Origin of the sequence: Verrucosispora sp. FIM060022, assembly GCF_003977705.1 — a bacterium.
Taxonomy (GTDB): Bacteria; Actinomycetota; Actinomycetes; order Mycobacteriales; family Micromonosporaceae; genus Micromonospora; species Micromonospora gifhornensis.
In genome coordinates this window covers 228,202-244,901 of sequence record NZ_RQIV01000007.1, presented here as the reverse complement: position 1 = coordinate 244,901, position 16,700 = coordinate 228,202, and the positions used below count along the sequence as shown (strand labels likewise).

The window sequence follows — 16,700 nt, the reverse complement described above, 5'->3', positions numbered from 1 at the left end:
CCGGAGGGGCGGGAGGCCCCGGCAGCACATCCGAAGGGAACCCCGGTGTCGCAGATGAACCGTAGGCGGGCACTCCAGATGCTGGCCGCGCTCGGCGCCGGCGGCCTCGCCGCCGGATGTGCCTCGGACACCGAGGAGCCCGCGAAGCCGAAGAGTCCGGTCAAGGTCGGGCTCGTCGCACCGCAGTCCGGCTCGGGCAAGGCCGTCGGTGACGAGTTGCGTAACGGCTTCCAGCTCTATCTGGACCTCAACGAGGGCCAACTCGGCGGCCATCCGGTCAACCTGCTCGTCGCCGACGAGGGTGACAGCGTCAAGTCCGGTCAGGCCGCCGTCGACGGGCTGCTCAAACAGGGCGTGCTCGCACTGACCGGAGTCGCCTCCTCGGCGGTCATGTTCGGCATCCGGGACACCATCGAGCAGGCCCGGGTGCCGCTGATCGGTTCCAACGCCTCACCCTCCAGCCTCCAGAGCGTCGTCTACATCTGGCGCACCTCGTACGTGCTCGACGAGGCCGGCCGGGCACTCGGCCGCTACCTGCGGGACGTGTTGGGCCCCGACGACCGGGTGGCGATCGTCATGCCGGAGTCGGCCGTCGGAGGAGACGACGTGCTGCTCGGCTTCCGCCAGGAGTTCGGCGAATCCGACCCGCGCATCGCGGATCAGGTCGTCTTCACCACCAACAACGCGAACCCGGGCAAGGGCGCCTTCGTCCGGGACATCGACCGCGCGTTGAGCCGCAACCCGTCGGTCGTCTTCTGCTTCTACTCCGGCCCGGCGGCGGCGGAGTTCATCATGCAGCTCCGCGACGCCGGCTTCCAGGGCGGCATCTACGCTCCCGGGTTCCTCACCGAGGGCACCGTGCTGGACAGCGTCCGGCCGGCCAACGACGCCCTGGGCATCCGCACCGCGCTGAACTACTCCGCCGACCTGAACAACGCCGCCAATCGCCGGTTCGCCTCGGCGTACCGCAAGAAGCACAGCGCCTCGCCGACCACCTACGCGATGGCCTCGTACGACGCGGCGAAGGTGCTCGACCAGGCGATCCGCCTGGCCGGCGAGGACCCCACCCCGCAGACGGTCAACCTGGCGCTGGGCCGGATCGGTCAGATCGACAGCCCGCGCGGCGCCTGGCAGTTCAACCAGCCGCGTACCCCGCAGCAGAAGTGGTACCTGCGGGAGGTTCAGCACGACGGCCAGGTGCTGTCGAACGTGATGGTCAGCGAGCTGGCCACGCTGGGCTGACCACCCCGGTTCGCCCCCACGACGAGCAGGGTCGGCCACCCCGCTCGTCGTCCGTTCAGTGCCGCAACTCGGCGATGCAGCACTTCACGCTGCCGCCGCCCTTCTTCAGCTCGGCCAACTCCACCGGCACCGGCGTGTAGCCGGCCGCCTTGAGTCGCCCGGCCAGCCGGGTCGCCTCGCTGTTGAGCACCACGTTCGCGCCGTCGCTTACCAGGTTGAGTCCGAAGGCGAGGACGTCCTCGGCCTCCGCCAGCACCGCGTCCGGAAAGAGTTGGGCGAGCACCTTCTGACCGGCCGCGGAGAAGGCGCCCGGGTAGTAGACGATGTTGCCGTCGTCGATCGAGGCGAGGGCCACGTCCAGGTGGTAGAAGCGCGGGTCCACCAGCCGCAGCGAGATCACCGGACGGCCCAGCGCCTCCTGCGCCTCGGCGTGCGCGGCCAGCTCGGTACGGAATCCGTACCCGGCGAGGATCAGCCCACCGTGCGCCTCCGGCAGGTACGCGAAGTCGCCCTCGCCCTCGTTCGTCTCGTTCGGCGCGATGAACCGCCAGCCCTGCGACTCGTAGAAGGCCCGGTGGGCAGCCGCCTCGGCGGTGCGCTGATGGTGCTTGAACCGGGCCCCGTAGACCGTTCCGTCGACGCTGAACGCGCCGTTGGCGGCGTAGACCATGTCGGGGAGTCCGGGCTCGGGTGCCAGCAGGTGCACCTCGTGCCCCAGACCGACAAGGGTTTCCCGCAGGCGGTCCCACTGCTTGACGGCCAACTCCGGGTCGACCGGCCTGGTCACGTCCATCCACGGGTTGATCGCGTACTCGACCGCGAAATACTCCGGTGAGCACATGAGATATGTCCGCTTTCGCGGCACTCGCTGCTGGTCCACGGTCACCAAGAGTAGGTAGGCTCAGACTTTCGTAACAGCCACGACCATTGCTTGTCAGGGGCGAAACGTTGCAGATCGACGCGGTTGACCAGCGAATCATTGCATTGCTCGTCGCTGATGCCCGTGCCTCGTACGCGGACATCGGCACCCGGGTCTCACTCTCCGCTCCGGCCGTCAAGCGACGGGTGGACCGACTACGTGCCGCCGGGGTCATCCGGGGATTCACCGCCATCGTCGACCCGGCATCGGTCGGCTGGACCACGGAGGCGTTCGTCGAGCTGTTCTGCGCCGGCCGCACCACCCCGGCACAGATCGGCGCCGCGGTGCGCCGCCATCCCGAGGTGGTCGGGGCGTACACGGTCTCCGGGGAGGCCGACGCGCTCGTGCATCTGCGGGCCGCCGACATCGCCCACCTTGAGCAGGCGTTGGAGCGGTTGCGGGCGGAAAGTTTCGTGACCTCCAGCCGCAGCACCATCGTGCTGTCCCGACTTGTCGAGTCCCCCGGCGTCGGCCCGTCGATCAGCTGACCATCGGTCGGGATCTCGCCGCCGGTGCGGAACCGGACGACGACCGGCGGCGTCGAAGCCGACATGATGCGGGCAAGCAGAGTCGTCGCGGTCGGCAGCACCCTGGTCGCACTGACCCTGCTCGCCGGCAGTACGGCCGGTCCGAACCCGGTCCGGCCGACCGGGTCGGTGATGGTGCCGGTGGCCGCCCTGACCTCGTTCGACTCCTGCGCCGACGCCCTGACCGAACTGCGCGCCGCAGCCCGCGACTCGGTCGGGCCGTACGGCTTCGAGGACGGCACACTGTTGAGCGCCCGGGCGGCCGTCGCGGCCGGGGCAGAGGGCGGGAGCCAACCTCTCGGCGATGCCGGGCCTGACCACTCGAAGACCAACAACCATGAAGCCGACGCGGACGAGCCGGACGTGGTGAAGACCGACGGCCGACGGATCGTCACGGTCACCTCCGGCGTGCTGCGGGTGATCGACCCGGCCGGCCGACGGATCACCGGCCAGCTCGACCTGCCCGGCGCGGAAGCGGACGCCTACTGGGGCTCGTACCGACTGCTGCTGCACGGCGACCGGGCGTTGGTGCTGGCCGACGGGTCACCGTTCGTCACGATGGACCGGGCCTGGCCGACGCCGCCGGTCGAATCGGCCCGCCTGTTCCTGGTCGACCTGGCCGGTGCGCCCACGGTGCTCGGCTCGTACCGGATCGAGGGCAGCCTGCTCGACGGCCGGCTGACCGGCGACACCGCGCGGGTGGTGGTCCGCACCGCACCCCGGATCGAGTTCCCGCTCGACGCGATCGGCAGCGACCGGGCCCGGACCAGGCAGAACCGCGCCATCATCGACCGGGCCGGAATCGAGGCCTGGCTGCCGGAGTACGAGTGGACGGCCGGCGACGAGCGGCACACCGGGCGGGTCGACTGCGATCGGCTCAGCCGTCCGAAGCGGATGACCGGCACCTCGCTGCTCACCGTGCTCAGCTTCGACCTCGCCGCCGACCAGCTGGGCGCGGGCGACCCGGTAAGCGTCGCCGCCGACGCGACCACCGTCTACGGCACGGCGCGGAGCCTGTACCTCGCCGGTCAGCAGCCACAACCCGGTATGGGCCTGCTCCGCTGGCGACCCACCGTCCGCGACCAGGTCACCGAGATCTACCAGTTCGACACCAGCGAGCCGGGTCGTCCCCGCTACCTCGCCGCCGGCACCGTGCCAGGCTGGCTGATCAACCAGTACGCGCTCTCCGAATGGGACGGACACCTGCGGGTGGCCACCACCGTCGGCGACGTCTGGGGCGAGGAACGCCGATCCGAGTCGACCGTACGGGTGCTGCGCCGCGACGGCGGGTCACTCGTGCCGACCGGTGCGGTCGGCGGGCTCGGACGCGGCGAACGCATCTACTCCGTGCGGTATCTCGGGCCCGTCGCGTACGTGGTGACCTTCCGGCAGACCGACCCGCTCTACTCACTCGACCTGACCGACCCGACGAAGCCGCTGGTGACCGGCGAGCTGAAGATCACCGGCTATTCCGCGTACCTGCATCCGCTGCCCGACGGGCGGCTGCTCGGCGTGGGTCAGGAGGCCGACGGTCAGGGCCGCACCGAGGGCGTGCAGGTGTCCCTCTTCGACGTGCGGAACCCGGCCCGGCCGGCCCGACTGGACCAGTGGCACCTACCGTCCGGCTGGTCCGCCGCCGAGCACGACCCGCACGCCTTCCTGTACTGGCCGGCCAACGGCCTGGTGGTGCTGCCGGTGGACACCGGCCTGCGGCTGCTGCGGGTCAGCGCCGACCGGATCAGCGAGATCGGTCAGGTCACCCACCCGACCGTCACGACGCACAGCGACCGGGCCTGGCGGCGACCGGACGTGCAGCGTGCACTGATGATCGGCGACGTGCTCTGGACCGTCTCCGAAGCGGGCCTACGGGCCTCCGATCCGGCCACAGCCCAGAGCCTCGGCTGGATCCCGACGACCTGAATCACCCTCCCCCGAGGGGTGGGGCCCGGTATCTGGGGATCTCCGGGCCCCACCTCTTGACCTCGACGGCACCCCGACTTGACCTCGACGGCACCCCGACGGCGGGCTCAGAGGTACATGCCGGTGCGGTGCTCACCCCGCCCCGGCTTGTCCCCCTCGCCGAAGAAGCGCTTGCCGCCGAACTCACCGTGCAGCCGGTCGTCCAACTCGTCGGCCAGGCCGGTCATCACCTGCACGGCGAGCATCAGGTGGGTGGGCTGGAAGTTGCGGCCGAAGACCGGGATCGACGCCCAGACGGTGTCGTCGGCACAGTAGAGCCGGCCGATCGGCATCCGGTTGGTCAGCTCGGAGAGCTTCACGTAGAGCCGCTCGGTGGGCTCGACCTCGGTGAGCACCGGGGAGAAGACGTCGACCAGCGGCGGGTTGTCGCGTACCCGGACGAAGACCATCGCCGATCCGGCACGGATGTTGATGTCGCCGTCGGAATCGACCTGGACCCGGTCGGAGTCGGACTTCAGCATTGTCGACACCACCGTCCGGACCCGCTCGGCCAACTCCAGCACCTCGGTGTCCGCGCCGGAGTCAGCGGTGTCCGCCAGCGCCTGCGCCAGATCGGTCTCGATCTCCCGACCGGTGCCGAACTCGCTGCGTGCGGTGCCCAGTGGCGCGCCGGCAAGCGGCTCACCCTCCGCGTCGACGATCAGGTAGACCAGGAACGCCGGGTGTGGCGCGCCGTAGATGTCGCGCAGCGTACGCGAGATCAGGGCGGCCAGTCGGCTGCTCTCGGTCACCGCGCAGTGCAGGCCGAACTGGTCACCGGAGCCCTCCAGCACCCCCGGCGGAGACCAGCCCAGCGCGACCATGTCGGCCACCGCCGACCGGTCCAGCCGGTAGCCCTGCGGCAGGGTCGCGTTGCCCACCGCCCGCGCCGTCAACCCACCGTCCTCGGTGACGTCGACGCTGACGGAGTAGACGGCGTCATCGATACCGGAGGCCGTCGGGTCGAGGGTCAACTCCACGTGGGCACCCGGTGGCAGGGCCGCCAGCCGGTCGGCAAGTGCCCGCGCGAACTCCCGCCACGCATGGGTCACCTTCGCCCGCAGGTCGGCCGTGCTCGGCTCATCGAGCAGAATCGACTCGTGGTGTGCCGGCGTGCCGGGCGGTGCCGAGGGGTGGTCTGCCGTCATGATCGCCTCCGTCCGTTCCGGCCACCCTACCGAGCCCGCCGTCTCCAGGGATCAGCCCGGACCGTGATCGGACACCGCTCACGCGGTCAGCGGTCGCCGCCCAACTCGACCGGCCAGGTGCCGGCCAACTCGGTCAGCCGGGCAGCTGCCACGGCGGGATCCGCACCCCGGCCGACCGCCAGACCCAGCAGGTAGGCGGTGACCGGTGCACCCGGCCGGAGCACCTGATGGGCCACGTCCCGGGCCAGATCGAGCACGGGTTGTACCGGCACGTCGGCCGGGTCGACACCCAACTCGGCGCAGGCCGCCGTGAGCCAGTCGTCCATCACCGTCATCGCGACCACTCCTCCGCCTGCCGCAGGTCCCGCTCAGTGTCGCAGTCGAACCAGGGCGCCGGGCCGTCACCGGGCCAGGTCAGCTCGCGTACGGCGAGGTCGGCGAGCAACTCCCGCAGCGCGGCTCCGGCCAACCCGCCACGTCGAACGGTCAACCGGTCCAGGGCCGCGCGCAGCGCCGCGGGCCGCCACACCCCGCAGAGCGACTGCCGCCGCCCGTCCGCGTCCACGAAACAGACCCCGTCGGCGGGTGGGGCGCTGCTCGACGCGGCCGGTTCGGCGCTGCTCGACGCGGCGGGTGGGGTGTCGAGGTGACGCAGCAGTTCACCGACGGCGGACCGGGTCAGCAGCGGCAGGTCGGCCGCGAGCAGGGCGACGGCCGGCACGTCGGCGTCGAGCAGGGCCAGCCCGGCTGCGGTGGCGGCCACCGGCCCACCGCCCGGTGGCGACTCGCGGGTCAGTCGTACGCCCGGCGGGGCCGGTCCGGGCCCGACCAGGATCCGAGGCGACGCGTCGGCGACCGCCGTGAGCACCCGCTCCCGCATCGGCACACCGCCGACCGGCAGCGCCGGCTTGTCCAGTCCGCCCAGCCGGCGGGCCGCGCCGCCGGCGAGCACCACCGCCGCGTACGCGCTCACCGGGCCACCGTAACGCCACGCGCTCTGCGGGGCTGGTCGGGCCGGGGCGTGGCGGTCGGGGCAGGATGGTGGGGTGGGACGTGCTGCTGACCGCCGCGTGGTGCTCCGCGTGGACCTCGACGCCACCGCCGACGGGCGCACGCTGACCCGTCGGCCGGACACCCTCGCCGCCGAGGAGCCGCTGGAGATCCGGGTCGGTGCGGCCGGACCGGGTCGCCGCCGCCCGCTGTCGGTCACCATGCGTACCCCCGGCGCGGATCTGGACCTGGCGCTCGGTTTCCTGTTCGCCGAGGGGCTGATCCGGTCGGCGGACGATGTGTCGACCGCGCAGCTGTGTGCCGGCGCGGAGACCCCGAACACCTACAACGTGGTCGACGTGGCGCTCGCGCCTGGCGTACCGGAGCCGGCTGCCGAGGCGAGTCGCCAGTTCACCACCACCAGCGCCTGCGGGGTCTGCGGCAAGGAGAGCATCGAGGCGGTGCGGACCCGGTCGATGTTCGACGTGGCCGGCGACCCGCTCACCGTGCCGGCGGAGTTGCTGGCCGAGTTGCCGCAGCGGCTGCGCGCCGGGCAGCGGGGCTTCGACCGTACCGGCGGGCTGCACGCCGCGGGTCTGTTCACCGCCGACGGTGACCTGGTGGTGCTGCGCGAGGACGTGGGCCGGCACAACGCGGTGGACAAGGTCATCGGCTGGGCGGTACGCGAACGGCGACTGCCGCTGGCCGGGTACGTCCTGCTCGTCTCCGGACGGGCCAGCTTCGAGCTGACCCAGAAGGCGTGGATGGCCGGTCTGCCGCTGCTCGCGGCGGTCTCGGCACCGAGCACACTCGCGGTCGACCTCGCTGCCGAGGCCGGAATGACCCTTGTCGGTTTCCTGCGCGGCCGGACCATGAACGTCTACACCGGCGCACACCGGGTGAGCGCCTGACGCGACCGCTCAGCGGTTCAGGAGCACTCAGCCGTCCGCGAGCAGTCAGCGGTTCGCGAGCAGTCAGCGGTTCGCGAGCATCTCGAACAGCCCCAGGCGGACGGCGGCGTCCCGGGCGATCAGGAAGCCGGCGATGCCCAGGACCCAGCCGAGCATGCTCCCGGACGACCTGACGATCCATGCGTTGAGCCGGGCGAGCACCGGCTCGACCAGCCTCGGCCAGGCCAGCCGCGCACCCAGCAGCACCACCGCCGGCAGCACCATGACCAGGCAGTATCCACCGAGCAGGGCGACCACCGCCGGCATGTCCAGACCCGAGGTGCTCAACAGACCGAGTGCGCCGAGGTACGGCAGCATGGTCGCCACCTCGGCCAACGCGGCGAACAACGCCAGCCCGACCAGCCAGCGCCCGGACGAGTCACCGGCGGTGACCCGATCCCGCCAGCGCAACACCCGACCGGTCCCGGCGCCGCGCTTGCCGTCGTACCGGAAGCTCACCAGCAGCAGGGCGACCCCGAACACCAGCTGCGCCCAGATGACCGGCCGGTTGTCCAGCGCCCCGCCCAGCACATCGGCCAGGCCGCTGCCGCCGAAGAAGAGCGCCAACCCCACCAGGAAGTAGAACCCGGCGATGGTGCCCAGGTAGGTCAGGACCCGCCGGCCGCTGACCGGGCCGGGTGCCAGCAGCAGCCACACCGGGATGAACAACGTGCCGATGCTGGTGCTGTCGATCAGGGCGAGCCCGGCGAGTGAGAGCAGCAGTGCAACGCTCATGCGCCCCCCGACGCCGCCCGGAACATCCGCCGATTATCCAGCGTCGCGGTCCATCCCGCCGCCCCGGTCGGGTGTGTCATCGCCGCCGGGGGCGCGACTTGCGCCGCTCGCGACGGGGTGTCACCACCGGCCCGTCGGCCGGCCATCCGTCGAGCCGCGACGGCGGCACTCCGCGACGCAGCAGGTCGTCGATCAGCAGGGCGAGTGAGTATTCCGGGTGCTCGGCCAGCACCCGTTCCAACGCCACCGCCGCCAGGGCGCCCTGCCCGGCCCGCCAGGCGGCGAACGCCAGCAGCGCCCCCGGGGCGGCGATCAGATCCGGTTCGACGCGGCGCAGCAGCTCCGTCCAGAATGCCACGTCCTCGTCCCGGCCGTCGGTGCGCTCCCAGGCGTGGTCGCGTACCGGAAGGTGGGTCAGCAGCAGGCACAGCCAGGCGATTTCGTCGTCGGTGAGCTGCGCACCACGGTCGTGCCGACGCCGGGCGGCACGGTACGCCGACACCCCCGCCGCCCGCAGTGCCCGCGCGCCGAGCAGATCCGCCGGGGGTGCCGTCGCCAGCAACCCGGTCAGCCGCTGCTCGGCCCGCTTCGCGGCGTGCCGGGCGGCTGCCCCGCCGATCGGGGCGAGCTGAGCGGCGAGCGCCGCCCGGTCGGGCAGGGCGACCTGGCCGGCGAAGACGGCCGCCGCCGGCACCGCGCTGCCCTGCGGGTCGTACGCGGTTCCCTCCGGCGGGCAGCACTCCGGTTCGGTGCAGAGGTACGACCACCACCGTCCGTCGGTGACCCGCAGCGCGTCGAGCACGGCCAGGCCGGCCTCGGTCAACGCCCCTCGGACCGCGTCGAGTGCCGGGGTCACCCGGGCTGCCGGGCCGTACCCGATCACGGTTGCCGAGTCGGCGCTCTGCTGGGCGGTGACCGCGGCGATGTGCCCGGCCGCCTCGTCGTGCTCGGTCTCGCCGGGCAGGTCACCACGGGCGACGAAGACCACCCGGGAGGCCGACAACGCCACCACCACGACGCTGTCGGTCGGATGGAAGCCGAGCAGGTACGGCACCGCGGCGATGAGGTCGGCGGGCGAGCGGACGGTCAGCCGGGGAATCTCCGTCGAGTTCATGGGGCCAGCCTGCGAGCCGAGCGGTACGCGCCGCCGCCCCTGTGGACGACACGCCGGTTATCCACAGCTACTCAGCGTATTTTCCCTGGTCAGCAGAGTTCTCCATCCGCCTGCCACCCCTGCACTACGCGCGGGTCCACGGTGCAGGCGTTAATAAGGGGCCCTTCCTCTACCGGAGGCGTTAATAAGGTGCCCTTCCTTCCCGCCGGAGGCGATACGTTGCGGGGCATGGATCTGGCGTATCTGCGAGCGCATCCGGAGCAGCTGCCGACCTTCCTGACCCACCAGCGGATCCGGGAGACGCCGGTCGGCGGCGGCGACATCTGCGCCGCGTCCCGACTGACGCTCGACGACGGCCACTCGGTCTTCGCGAAGACCTGGCCGGAACGGACGCAGCGGCCGGTCCCGGAGGGGTTCTTCGCCACCGAGGCGGCCGGGCTGCGCTGGCTGCGGGAGGCCGGCACGGTCGCGGTTCCGGAGGTGCTGGTGGCGCTGCCCGACCTGCTCGCCCTGGAGTGGATCGAGCCGGGTGAGCCGAGCATCGACGCCGCCGAACGCTTCGGCCGGGAGCTGGCCGGCCTGCACCGGGCCGGGGCGTCCGCCTTCGGCGCGTCCTGGCCCGGGTTCATCGGGGCCCTGCCGGCGGACAACACCCCGCACGACGGCCCCTGGGCGGACTGGTTCGCCCGGACCAGGCTGCTGCCCTACCTGCGCCGCTCGGTCGACAACCAGGCCCTGGATGCCCGCGCCGCCGGGCTCGTCGAAGAGGTCGTCGCCCGGATCGGCGAGTTCGGCGGGGAGGAGCCGCCGGCCCGCATCCACGGCGACCTGTGGCCGGGCAACCTGATCTGGGGGGCCGACGACCGGGTGTGGTTGGTCGACCCGGCCGCGCACGGTGGGCACCGCGAGACCGACCTCGCGCAACTCGCGCTTTTCGGTGGCCCGCCGCACGGTGCCCGGATCATGGCCGCGTACGACGAGTCCTGGCCGCTTGCCGACGGTTGGCGGCAGCGGGTGCCCCTGCACCAGTTGCACCTGATGCTGGTGCACACCGCCTTGTTCGGAGCCGCGTACCGGGATTCGGTCGTCGGGCTCGCCCGCGCCACCCTGAGCGGGGCCGGGCGCGCTACCGTCGACGGATGAGCGTCGCGCCGCCCGGGGGCCTCCTCGTCGACCGGTACGGCCGGACAGCTCGGGACCTGAGGGTCTCCCTGACCGACAAGTGCAACCTGCGCTGCACGTACTGCATGCCCGCCGAGGGGCTGCCCTGGTTGGCCGGGCCGCAACTGCTCACCGACGACGAGGTGATCCGGCTGGTCCGGCTCGCGGTGCACCGGTTCGGCGTCGACGAGGTCCGGTTCACCGGTGGTGAGCCACTGATCCGTCCGGGTCTGACCGCCATCGTGGCGGCCGTGGCCGCCCTCGACCCGCGTCCGCGCATCTCGTTGACCACCAACGGCATCGGGTTGGCCCGGTTGGCACCGGCGCTGCACGCCGCCGGGTTGGACCGGGTGAACGTCTCGCTGGACACCCTGGATCGTGATCGCTTCCTCCGGTTGACCCGGCGGGACCGCCTCGACGACGTGCTGGCGGGCCTGGCCGGGGCGGCCGCCGCCGGGCTCACCCCGGTCAAGGTGAACAGCGTGCTGATGCGCGGCGTCAACGACGACGAGGCGCCGGCGTTGCTCCGCTTCGCCCTCGACCACGGCTACGAGTTGCGCTTCATCGAACAGATGCCGCTGGACGCTCAGCACGGCTGGGACCGGTCGAGCATGGTCACCGCCGAGGAGATCCTGGCCACGCTGGGTGCGGCGTACGAGTTGAGCCCGGATCCGGCCGGACGCGGCGCGGCCCCGGCGGAGACCTGGCTGGTCGACGGCGGTCCGGCCCGGGTCGGGGTGATCGGCACGGTGACCCGTCCGTTCTGCGGCGACTGTGACCGGACCCGGATCACCGCTGACGGTCAGGTCCGCAACTGCCTGTTCGCCACCGAGGAGACGGATCTGCGCGGGGCGCTGCGCGCCGGTGCCGACGACGACGAGCTGGCGCGGCGGTGGTCGGCCGCGACCTGGCGCAAACGGGCCGGTCACGGCATCGACGACCCGAGCTTCCTGCAACCCGCCAGGCCGATGTCGGCCATCGGAGGATGACCATGGCGACCGTCACCGTCCGCTACTTCGCCGGGGCGCGAGCTGCGGCCGGGCTCAGCGAGGAGACCGTTCCGGCGGGTCGTACGCTCGACGGATTGTTGACGGAACTGGCTGAGCGGCACGGTCGGCTGGTCCCTGTGCTTGCCGTGGCAAACTTCTTGGTCGATGGCGTGACCTGTCATGATCGGGACAAGCCGCTGCCGGCCGGAGTGACGATCGACGTCCTGCCTCCCTTCGCCGGCGGCTGAGGGGGACTTCACTCGTGCTCGCGGTACTCGGTTTCGTGGCCACTCTTGCCCTGATCACCGGGCTGATCCACCTTTACCTCTGGAAGCGGCTGGTCAAGGACACCACCAGGCCCGGCCGCTGGCGGCGGATCGGCACTGTCACCGCGGTGGTGCTGGCGCTGCTCGTACCGGCGACGATGATGGGCACCCGCGCCGGCATGTACTGGCTGGCCTGGCCGGGCTACGTCTGGCTCGCGCTGATGTTCTACCTGCTGGTGCTCCTCGTGGTGCTGGAAGTCCCGATGCTGGTGACCCGCCTGGTGCTGCGCCGCCGCACGGCGGTGGCCGCGCCGGAACCGGTGCTGGTCGGTCCCGCCAGCACGCCAGGCACGGCGACCACGACCGGCACGACCACCACGGTCGGCGCGACCACCACGGCCGGCGCGACCACCACGGCGACCACGGCGGCTGACGGGCCGGCGACGCCCGGCACCCCGCCGACCGCCGACGAGGCGAGCGAGCCGCCGGCCGCCGGGGCGATCGGGCCGGACCACGATCCGGGCCGCCGGCTGCTGCTGGCCCGAGGTGCCGCGATCTTCGCCGGGCTCACCGCCGCCGGTCTGGTCGGCAGCGGCGTACGCACCGCGATGGGTCCGCCGCGACTGGACCGGGTGCAGATTCCGCTGGCCAAGCTGCCGCGCAGCATGGACGGCCTGCGGATCGCCACCGTCTCCGACATCCACATCGGGCCGCTGCGCGGCCGGCTGCACACCGAGCGGATCGTCGCCGCGATCAACCGCCTGGACGCCGACCTCGTCGCCGTCGTCGGCGACCTGGTCGACGGTACGGTGGCCGAACTGGGCGAGGCCGCAGCGCCCCTGCGTGATCTGCGGGCCCGGCACGGCAGCTACTTCGTCACCGGCAACCACGAGTACTACTCAGGTGTCGAGGAGTGGGTGGCCGAGGTCGACCGGCTCGGGCTGCGGGTGCTCCAGAACGAGCGGCTGGAGATCGCCACCCGCAACGGCGTACTGGACCTGGCCGGGGTCAACGACGTCAGCGCGGCGGGTACCGGAGTGGCCGCCCCGGCCGACTACGCCGCCGCGCTGGCCGACCGCGACCCGTCCCGCCCGGTGGTGCTGCTGGCACACCAGCCGGTGGCCGCGTTCGAGGCGGCGAAGTACGACGTCGACCTGCAACTGTCCGGCCACACCCACGGCGGCCAGATCGTCCCGTTCAACCTGCTGGTACGGCTAGAACAGCCGGTGGTGTCCGGCCTCGGTGAGGTGGACGGCACGAAGGTGTACGTCACGAACGGCGCCGGATTCTGGGGCCCGCCGGTCCGGGTCGGGGCGGAGCCGCAGATCACTCTCGTGGAGTTGCGCTCGGCATAGCGCACCTCACCTTCGTGCGTGGCGACGCGCGGGAGCGTCACCGGTCGTGGCAGGATGCGGCGTGCCCCCGTTCAGCGCCGTACCCCCCGGTGGCCTCCCGCCCTTCGTCGCGGACCTGCACATCCACTCGAAGTACTCGCGAGCGTGCAGCCGTGATCTGACCCTGCCGAATCTCGGCTGGTGGGCGCGACGCAAGGGCATCTCGGTGCTCGGCACCGGCGATTTCACCCACCCCGCCTGGTACGACCATCTGCGCGAGACGCTGCATCCGGCCGAGCCCGGCCTGTACCGCCTGTCGGCGGAGATGGAGCGGGACATCGCCCGCCGCCTGCCGCCGAGGCTGGCCAGCGAGGCGGACACCGACCCGGTCCGGTTCATGCTCAGCGTGGAGATCTCGACGATCTACAAGCGGGACGACCGGACCCGCAAGGTGCACCACCTGATCTATCTGCCGGATCTGGACGCGGTGGGCCGGTTCAACGCCGCCCTGGGCCGCATCGGCAACCTCGGCTCGGACGGCCGGCCGATCCTCGGCCTGGACTCCCGGGACCTGCTGGAGATCACCCTGGAGGCCAGCCCGGACGGCTACCTGGTCCCGGCGCACATCTGGACCCCGTGGTTCTCCGCGTTGGGCTCGAAGTCCGGCTTCGACGCGATCGCCGACTGCTATGCCGACCTGGCCGAGCACATCTTCGCCGTGGAGACCGGGCTCTCCAGCGACCCGGAGATGAACTGGCGGGTGGGCAGTCTGGACCGCTACCGCCTGGTCTCCAACTCCGACGCGCACTCCCCGCCCGCGCTGGCCCGGGAGGCCACCGTCTTCGCCGCGCCTCGGGACTACTTCGGCATCCGGGATGCGCTGCGCACCGGCGACGGGTTGGCCGGCACCATCGAGTTCTTCCCCGAGGAGGGGAAGTACCACGCCGACGGCCACCGGCTGTGCGGGGTGAACTGGGCGCCCGAACGCACCCGGCAGGCCGGCGGCCGGTGCCCGGAGTGCGGCAAGCCGCTCACGGTGGGCGTACTCAGTCGGGTCGAGGAACTGGCCGACCGCCCGCAGGGGTACCGGCCGGAGCACGCCCGTGAGGTGACCCATCTGATCCAGCTCGCCGAGATCCTCGGTGAGATCAACAAGGTCGGGCCGCGATCGAAGAAGGTCGAGGGGAAGCTCACCGACCTGGTCGCCGCGCTCGGGCCCGAGTTGGAGATCCTGACCCGTACCCCGTTGGACGAGATCGGCCGGGTCGGCGGGGAGTTGCTCGCCGAGGGCATCGGCCGGCTGCGCCGGGGCGAGGTGCGCCGGGTGCCCGGCTACGACGGCGAGTACGGCGTGATCACGCTGTTCGATCCGGCCGAGTTGAGCAACTCCGGTGCCTCGGGCGGCCAGGAGACGCTGTTCGACGTGCCGGTTCCGGCGCAGCGGCGGCCCGCCGACTCGGACCGGCCGGTCGCCAGGGTCAAGCGGCCGGCGACCAAGGCCGAACCGAAGCGTCAACCGGCCCCACCACCGCCGCCGATCGCCCCGCAGCCCTCTCCGCACGAGCCGTTCGAACCGATGCTCGCCGGCATGGAGGAGGTCGGCACCGGCCTGCTCGACCGGCTCGACGCGATGCAACGGGTCGCGGCCTCGGCTCCCGGTGGTCCGCTGCTGATCGTCGCCGGACCGGGTACCGGCAAGACCCGTACGCTCACCCACCGGATCGCGTACCTCTGTGCCGAGTTGAACGTCTTCCCCGAGCAGTGCCTGGCGATCACCTTCACCCGACGGGCGGCCGAGGAGCTTCGGCACCGCCTCGACGGCCTGCTCGGCCCGGTCGCCGAGGACGTCACGGTGGGCACCTTCCACTCGCTCGGGTTGACCATCCTGCGGGAGAACGCCGAGGCCGCGGGCCTGCCGGGCGACTTCCGGATCGCCGACGACGCCGAGCGGGCGGCGGCTCGCGCGGAGGCCGGCGACGACCTGGCCCGGTACACCGGGCTGCTGCGCAAGCAGGGCATGGTCGACCTGGACGAGCTGCTCACAGTGCCGGTCGCGCTGCTGCGCGAGAACCGCAAGCTGGTCGAGCGGTACCGGGACCGCTGGCAGTGGATCTTCGTCGACGAGTACCAGGACGTCGACGCGGTGCAGTACGAGCTGTTGCGGCTGCTCAGCCCCGCCGACGGCAACCTCTGCGCGATCGGCGACCCGGATCAGGCCATCTATTCGTTCCGGGGTGCCGACGTCGGGTACTTCCTGCGCTTCTCGCAGGACTTCACCGACGCCCGGCTGGTCCGGCTCAACCGCAACTACCGGTCCTCCGCGCCGATCCTGGCCGCCGCGGTACAGGCGATCGCGCCGTCGTCGCTGGTCCGGGGCCGCCGGCTGGATCCGGCCCGGCTCGACCCCGAGGCCCCGCTGGTGGGTCGGTACGCCGCGGCCTCCGTCGCCGACGAGGCCGATTTCGTGGTACGCACCGTCGACGAACTGGTCGGCGGCCTCTCGCACCGGTCACTGGACTCCGGTCGGATCGACGGCCGGTCGACCACGCTGTCCTTCTCCGACATCGCCGTGCTCTACCGGACCGATTCGCAGGCGGCCCCGCTCGTGGATGCCCTGTCGCGGGCGAACATCCCGGTGCAGAAGCGCTCGCACGACCGGCTGCGGGACCGGCCCGGGGTGCTGGCCATCGCCCGCGAGCTGCGGCACGCCTCGGGCGTGGACGGCGCGCTGCCCGCCCGGGTACGCCTCGCCGGGCAGGTCCTCGCCGAACGCTTCGCCATCCCCACCCTGGACGGTTCCGGCGGGGTCCGCCCGGAGGACGTGCGGACCGCCGTCGACCTGCTCACGCCGCTGGCCCGCCGGTGCGGCGACGACCTGGAGACGTTCCTGTCCCAGCTCGCCACCGGCGCGGAGGTGGACGCCCTCGATCCGCGCGCCGAGGCGGTCACCCTGCTGACCCTGCACGCCGCGAAGGGCCTGGAGTTCCCGGTGGTCTTCCTGGTCGGTGCCGAGGACGGGCTGCTGCCGCTGCGCTGGCCGGGCTCGACGCCCGACGACGACGCGGTCGCCGAGGAACGCCGGTTGTTCTTCGTCGGCCTGACCCGGGCGCAGGATCGGCTCTACGTCAGCCACGCGGCCCGTCGGGTCCGGCACGGCTCGGAGCACGACTGCCGACCGTCGCCGTTCCTTGATGTGATCGATCCGGGTCTGTTCGAGCGACTCGGCGACAGTGACGCACCTCGCCGGCCGAAGGACCGCCAACTACGGCTCATCTGACCCACCTGCGAAGAGTTGACCGGCTGCCTTCCGGGCCGAGCCGAAGCGGCGCACGCGCTACCGTGACGTGGGTGACGGAGGAGGGCGTG

Annotated in this window: 15 protein-coding genes; 9 read left to right on the top strand and 6 right to left on the bottom strand. The window is 72.1% G+C overall.

The genetic code is table 11. The annotated features are described in order from the left end of the window. The first annotated feature begins 45 nt into the window (after window positions 1-45). Window positions 46-1,242, top strand: a complete 1,197-nt coding sequence (locus tag EG812_RS20170; RefSeq protein WP_043722387.1) for an ABC transporter substrate-binding protein — start codon at window positions 46-48, stop codon at window positions 1,240-1,242. 55 nt (window positions 1,243-1,297) lie between these two features. Here EG812_RS20170 and ddaH read toward each other — a convergent pair whose 3' ends face one another. After that, complete coding sequence (ddaH, locus tag EG812_RS20165; protein ID WP_193386280.1) at window positions 1,298-2,131, bottom strand: dimethylargininase; 834 nt, start codon at window positions 2,129-2,131, stop codon at window positions 1,298-1,300. Between the two features lie 59 nt (window positions 2,132-2,190). On the opposite strand from ddaH, the gene EG812_RS20160 reads away from it, so the two are divergent. Beyond that, on the top strand, window positions 2,191-2,649 hold the full coding sequence (locus EG812_RS20160; protein ID WP_013736542.1) for an Lrp/AsnC family transcriptional regulator: 459 nt from the start codon (window positions 2,191-2,193) through the stop codon (window positions 2,647-2,649). Window positions 2,650-2,715: 66 nt separating this feature from the next. Continuing rightward, entirely contained in the window at window positions 2,716-4,608 is a 1,893-nt protein-coding gene (locus EG812_RS20155) for a beta-propeller domain-containing protein (protein WP_126712462.1), read from the top strand. A gap of 107 nt (window positions 4,609-4,715) precedes the next feature. Here EG812_RS20155 and EG812_RS20150 read toward each other — a convergent pair whose 3' ends face one another. The 3 genes from EG812_RS20150 to mobA form a co-directional block, all read right to left on the bottom strand. Then, window positions 4,716-5,795: a T3SS (YopN, CesT) and YbjN peptide-binding chaperone 1 gene (locus EG812_RS20150; protein ID WP_013736544.1), complete on the bottom strand. Its 1,080-nt coding sequence runs from the start codon at window positions 5,793-5,795 to the stop codon at window positions 4,716-4,718. Window positions 5,796-5,881: 86 nt separating this feature from the next. Next, window positions 5,882-6,130, bottom strand: coding sequence for a DUF6457 domain-containing protein (locus EG812_RS20145; RefSeq protein WP_013736545.1), 249 nt, complete (start codon window positions 6,128-6,130; stop codon window positions 5,882-5,884). Beyond that, window positions 6,127-6,768, bottom strand: a complete 642-nt coding sequence (mobA, locus tag EG812_RS20140; RefSeq protein WP_126712461.1) for a molybdenum cofactor guanylyltransferase — start codon at window positions 6,766-6,768, stop codon at window positions 6,127-6,129. The genes EG812_RS20145 and mobA overlap by 4 nt, the downstream gene beginning before the upstream one ends. Before the next feature lie 73 nt (window positions 6,769-6,841). Between mobA and fdhD the strand changes: the two genes are divergently transcribed. After that, a complete protein-coding gene (fdhD, locus tag EG812_RS20135) occupies window positions 6,842-7,696 on the top strand; it encodes a formate dehydrogenase accessory sulfurtransferase FdhD (protein ID WP_043722393.1) in 855 nt (284 codons plus the stop codon). Window positions 7,697-7,759: 63 nt separating this feature from the next. On the opposite strand, the gene EG812_RS20130 is transcribed toward fdhD, so the two are convergent. Both EG812_RS20130 and EG812_RS20125 read right to left on the bottom strand, forming a co-directional pair. Further along, complete coding sequence (locus tag EG812_RS20130) at window positions 7,760-8,470, bottom strand: GAP family protein (protein WP_126712460.1); 711 nt, start codon at window positions 8,468-8,470, stop codon at window positions 7,760-7,762. Between the two features lie 76 nt (window positions 8,471-8,546). After that, complete coding sequence (locus EG812_RS20125) at window positions 8,547-9,584, bottom strand: DUF4192 domain-containing protein (protein ID WP_013736549.1); 1,038 nt, start codon at window positions 9,582-9,584, stop codon at window positions 8,547-8,549. A 228-nt stretch (window positions 9,585-9,812) separates the two neighbouring features. Here EG812_RS20125 and EG812_RS20120 point away from each other — a divergent pair, with 228 nt between their 5' ends. From EG812_RS20120 to EG812_RS20100, 5 genes are all read left to right on the top strand, one after another. After that, on the top strand, window positions 9,813-10,727 hold the full coding sequence (locus tag EG812_RS20120) for a fructosamine kinase family protein (RefSeq protein WP_126712459.1): 915 nt from the start codon (window positions 9,813-9,815) through the stop codon (window positions 10,725-10,727). After that, entirely contained in the window at window positions 10,724-11,734 is a 1,011-nt protein-coding gene (gene moaA, locus EG812_RS20115) for a GTP 3',8-cyclase MoaA (RefSeq protein WP_013736551.1), read from the top strand. Before EG812_RS20120 ends, moaA begins: the two co-directional genes overlap by 4 nt. Window positions 11,735-11,736: 2 nt before the next feature. After that, the gene (locus tag EG812_RS20110; RefSeq protein WP_013736552.1) at window positions 11,737-11,982 is read left to right on the top strand and encodes a MoaD/ThiS family protein; all 246 of its coding nucleotides are present in this window, start codon (window positions 11,737-11,739) and stop codon (window positions 11,980-11,982) included. A 14-nt stretch (window positions 11,983-11,996) separates the two neighbouring features. Continuing rightward, window positions 11,997-13,355, top strand: coding sequence for a metallophosphoesterase (locus EG812_RS20105; RefSeq protein WP_126712458.1), 1,359 nt, complete (start codon window positions 11,997-11,999; stop codon window positions 13,353-13,355). Window positions 13,356-13,416: 61 nt separating this feature from the next. Beyond that, on the top strand, window positions 13,417-16,611 hold the full coding sequence (locus EG812_RS20100) for a UvrD-helicase domain-containing protein (protein ID WP_126712457.1): 3,195 nt from the start codon (window positions 13,417-13,419) through the stop codon (window positions 16,609-16,611). Window positions 16,612-16,700: the final 89 nt, after the last annotated feature.

Coding starts and splice junctions, on each gene's coding strand:
- EG812_RS20155 (WP_126712462.1), top strand. CDS start 2,716: ATGCGGGCAAGCAGAGTCGTCGCGGTCGGCAGCACCCTGGTCGCACTG.
- EG812_RS20150 (WP_013736544.1), bottom strand. CDS start 5,795: ATGACGGCAGACCACCCCTCGGCACCGCCCGGCACGCCGGCACACCAC.
- EG812_RS20145 (WP_013736545.1), bottom strand. CDS start 6,130: ATGACGGTGATGGACGACTGGCTCACGGCGGCCTGCGCCGAGTTGGGT.
- EG812_RS20130 (WP_126712460.1), bottom strand. CDS start 8,470: ATGAGCGTTGCACTGCTGCTCTCACTCGCCGGGCTCGCCCTGATCGAC.
- EG812_RS20125 (WP_013736549.1), bottom strand. CDS start 9,584: ATGAACTCGACGGAGATTCCCCGGCTGACCGTCCGCTCGCCCGCCGAC.
- EG812_RS20120 (WP_126712459.1), top strand. CDS start 9,813: ATGGATCTGGCGTATCTGCGAGCGCATCCGGAGCAGCTGCCGACCTTC.
- moaA (WP_013736551.1), top strand. CDS start 10,724: ATGAGCGTCGCGCCGCCCGGGGGCCTCCTCGTCGACCGGTACGGCCGG.
- EG812_RS20110 (WP_013736552.1), top strand. CDS start 11,737: ATGGCGACCGTCACCGTCCGCTACTTCGCCGGGGCGCGAGCTGCGGCC.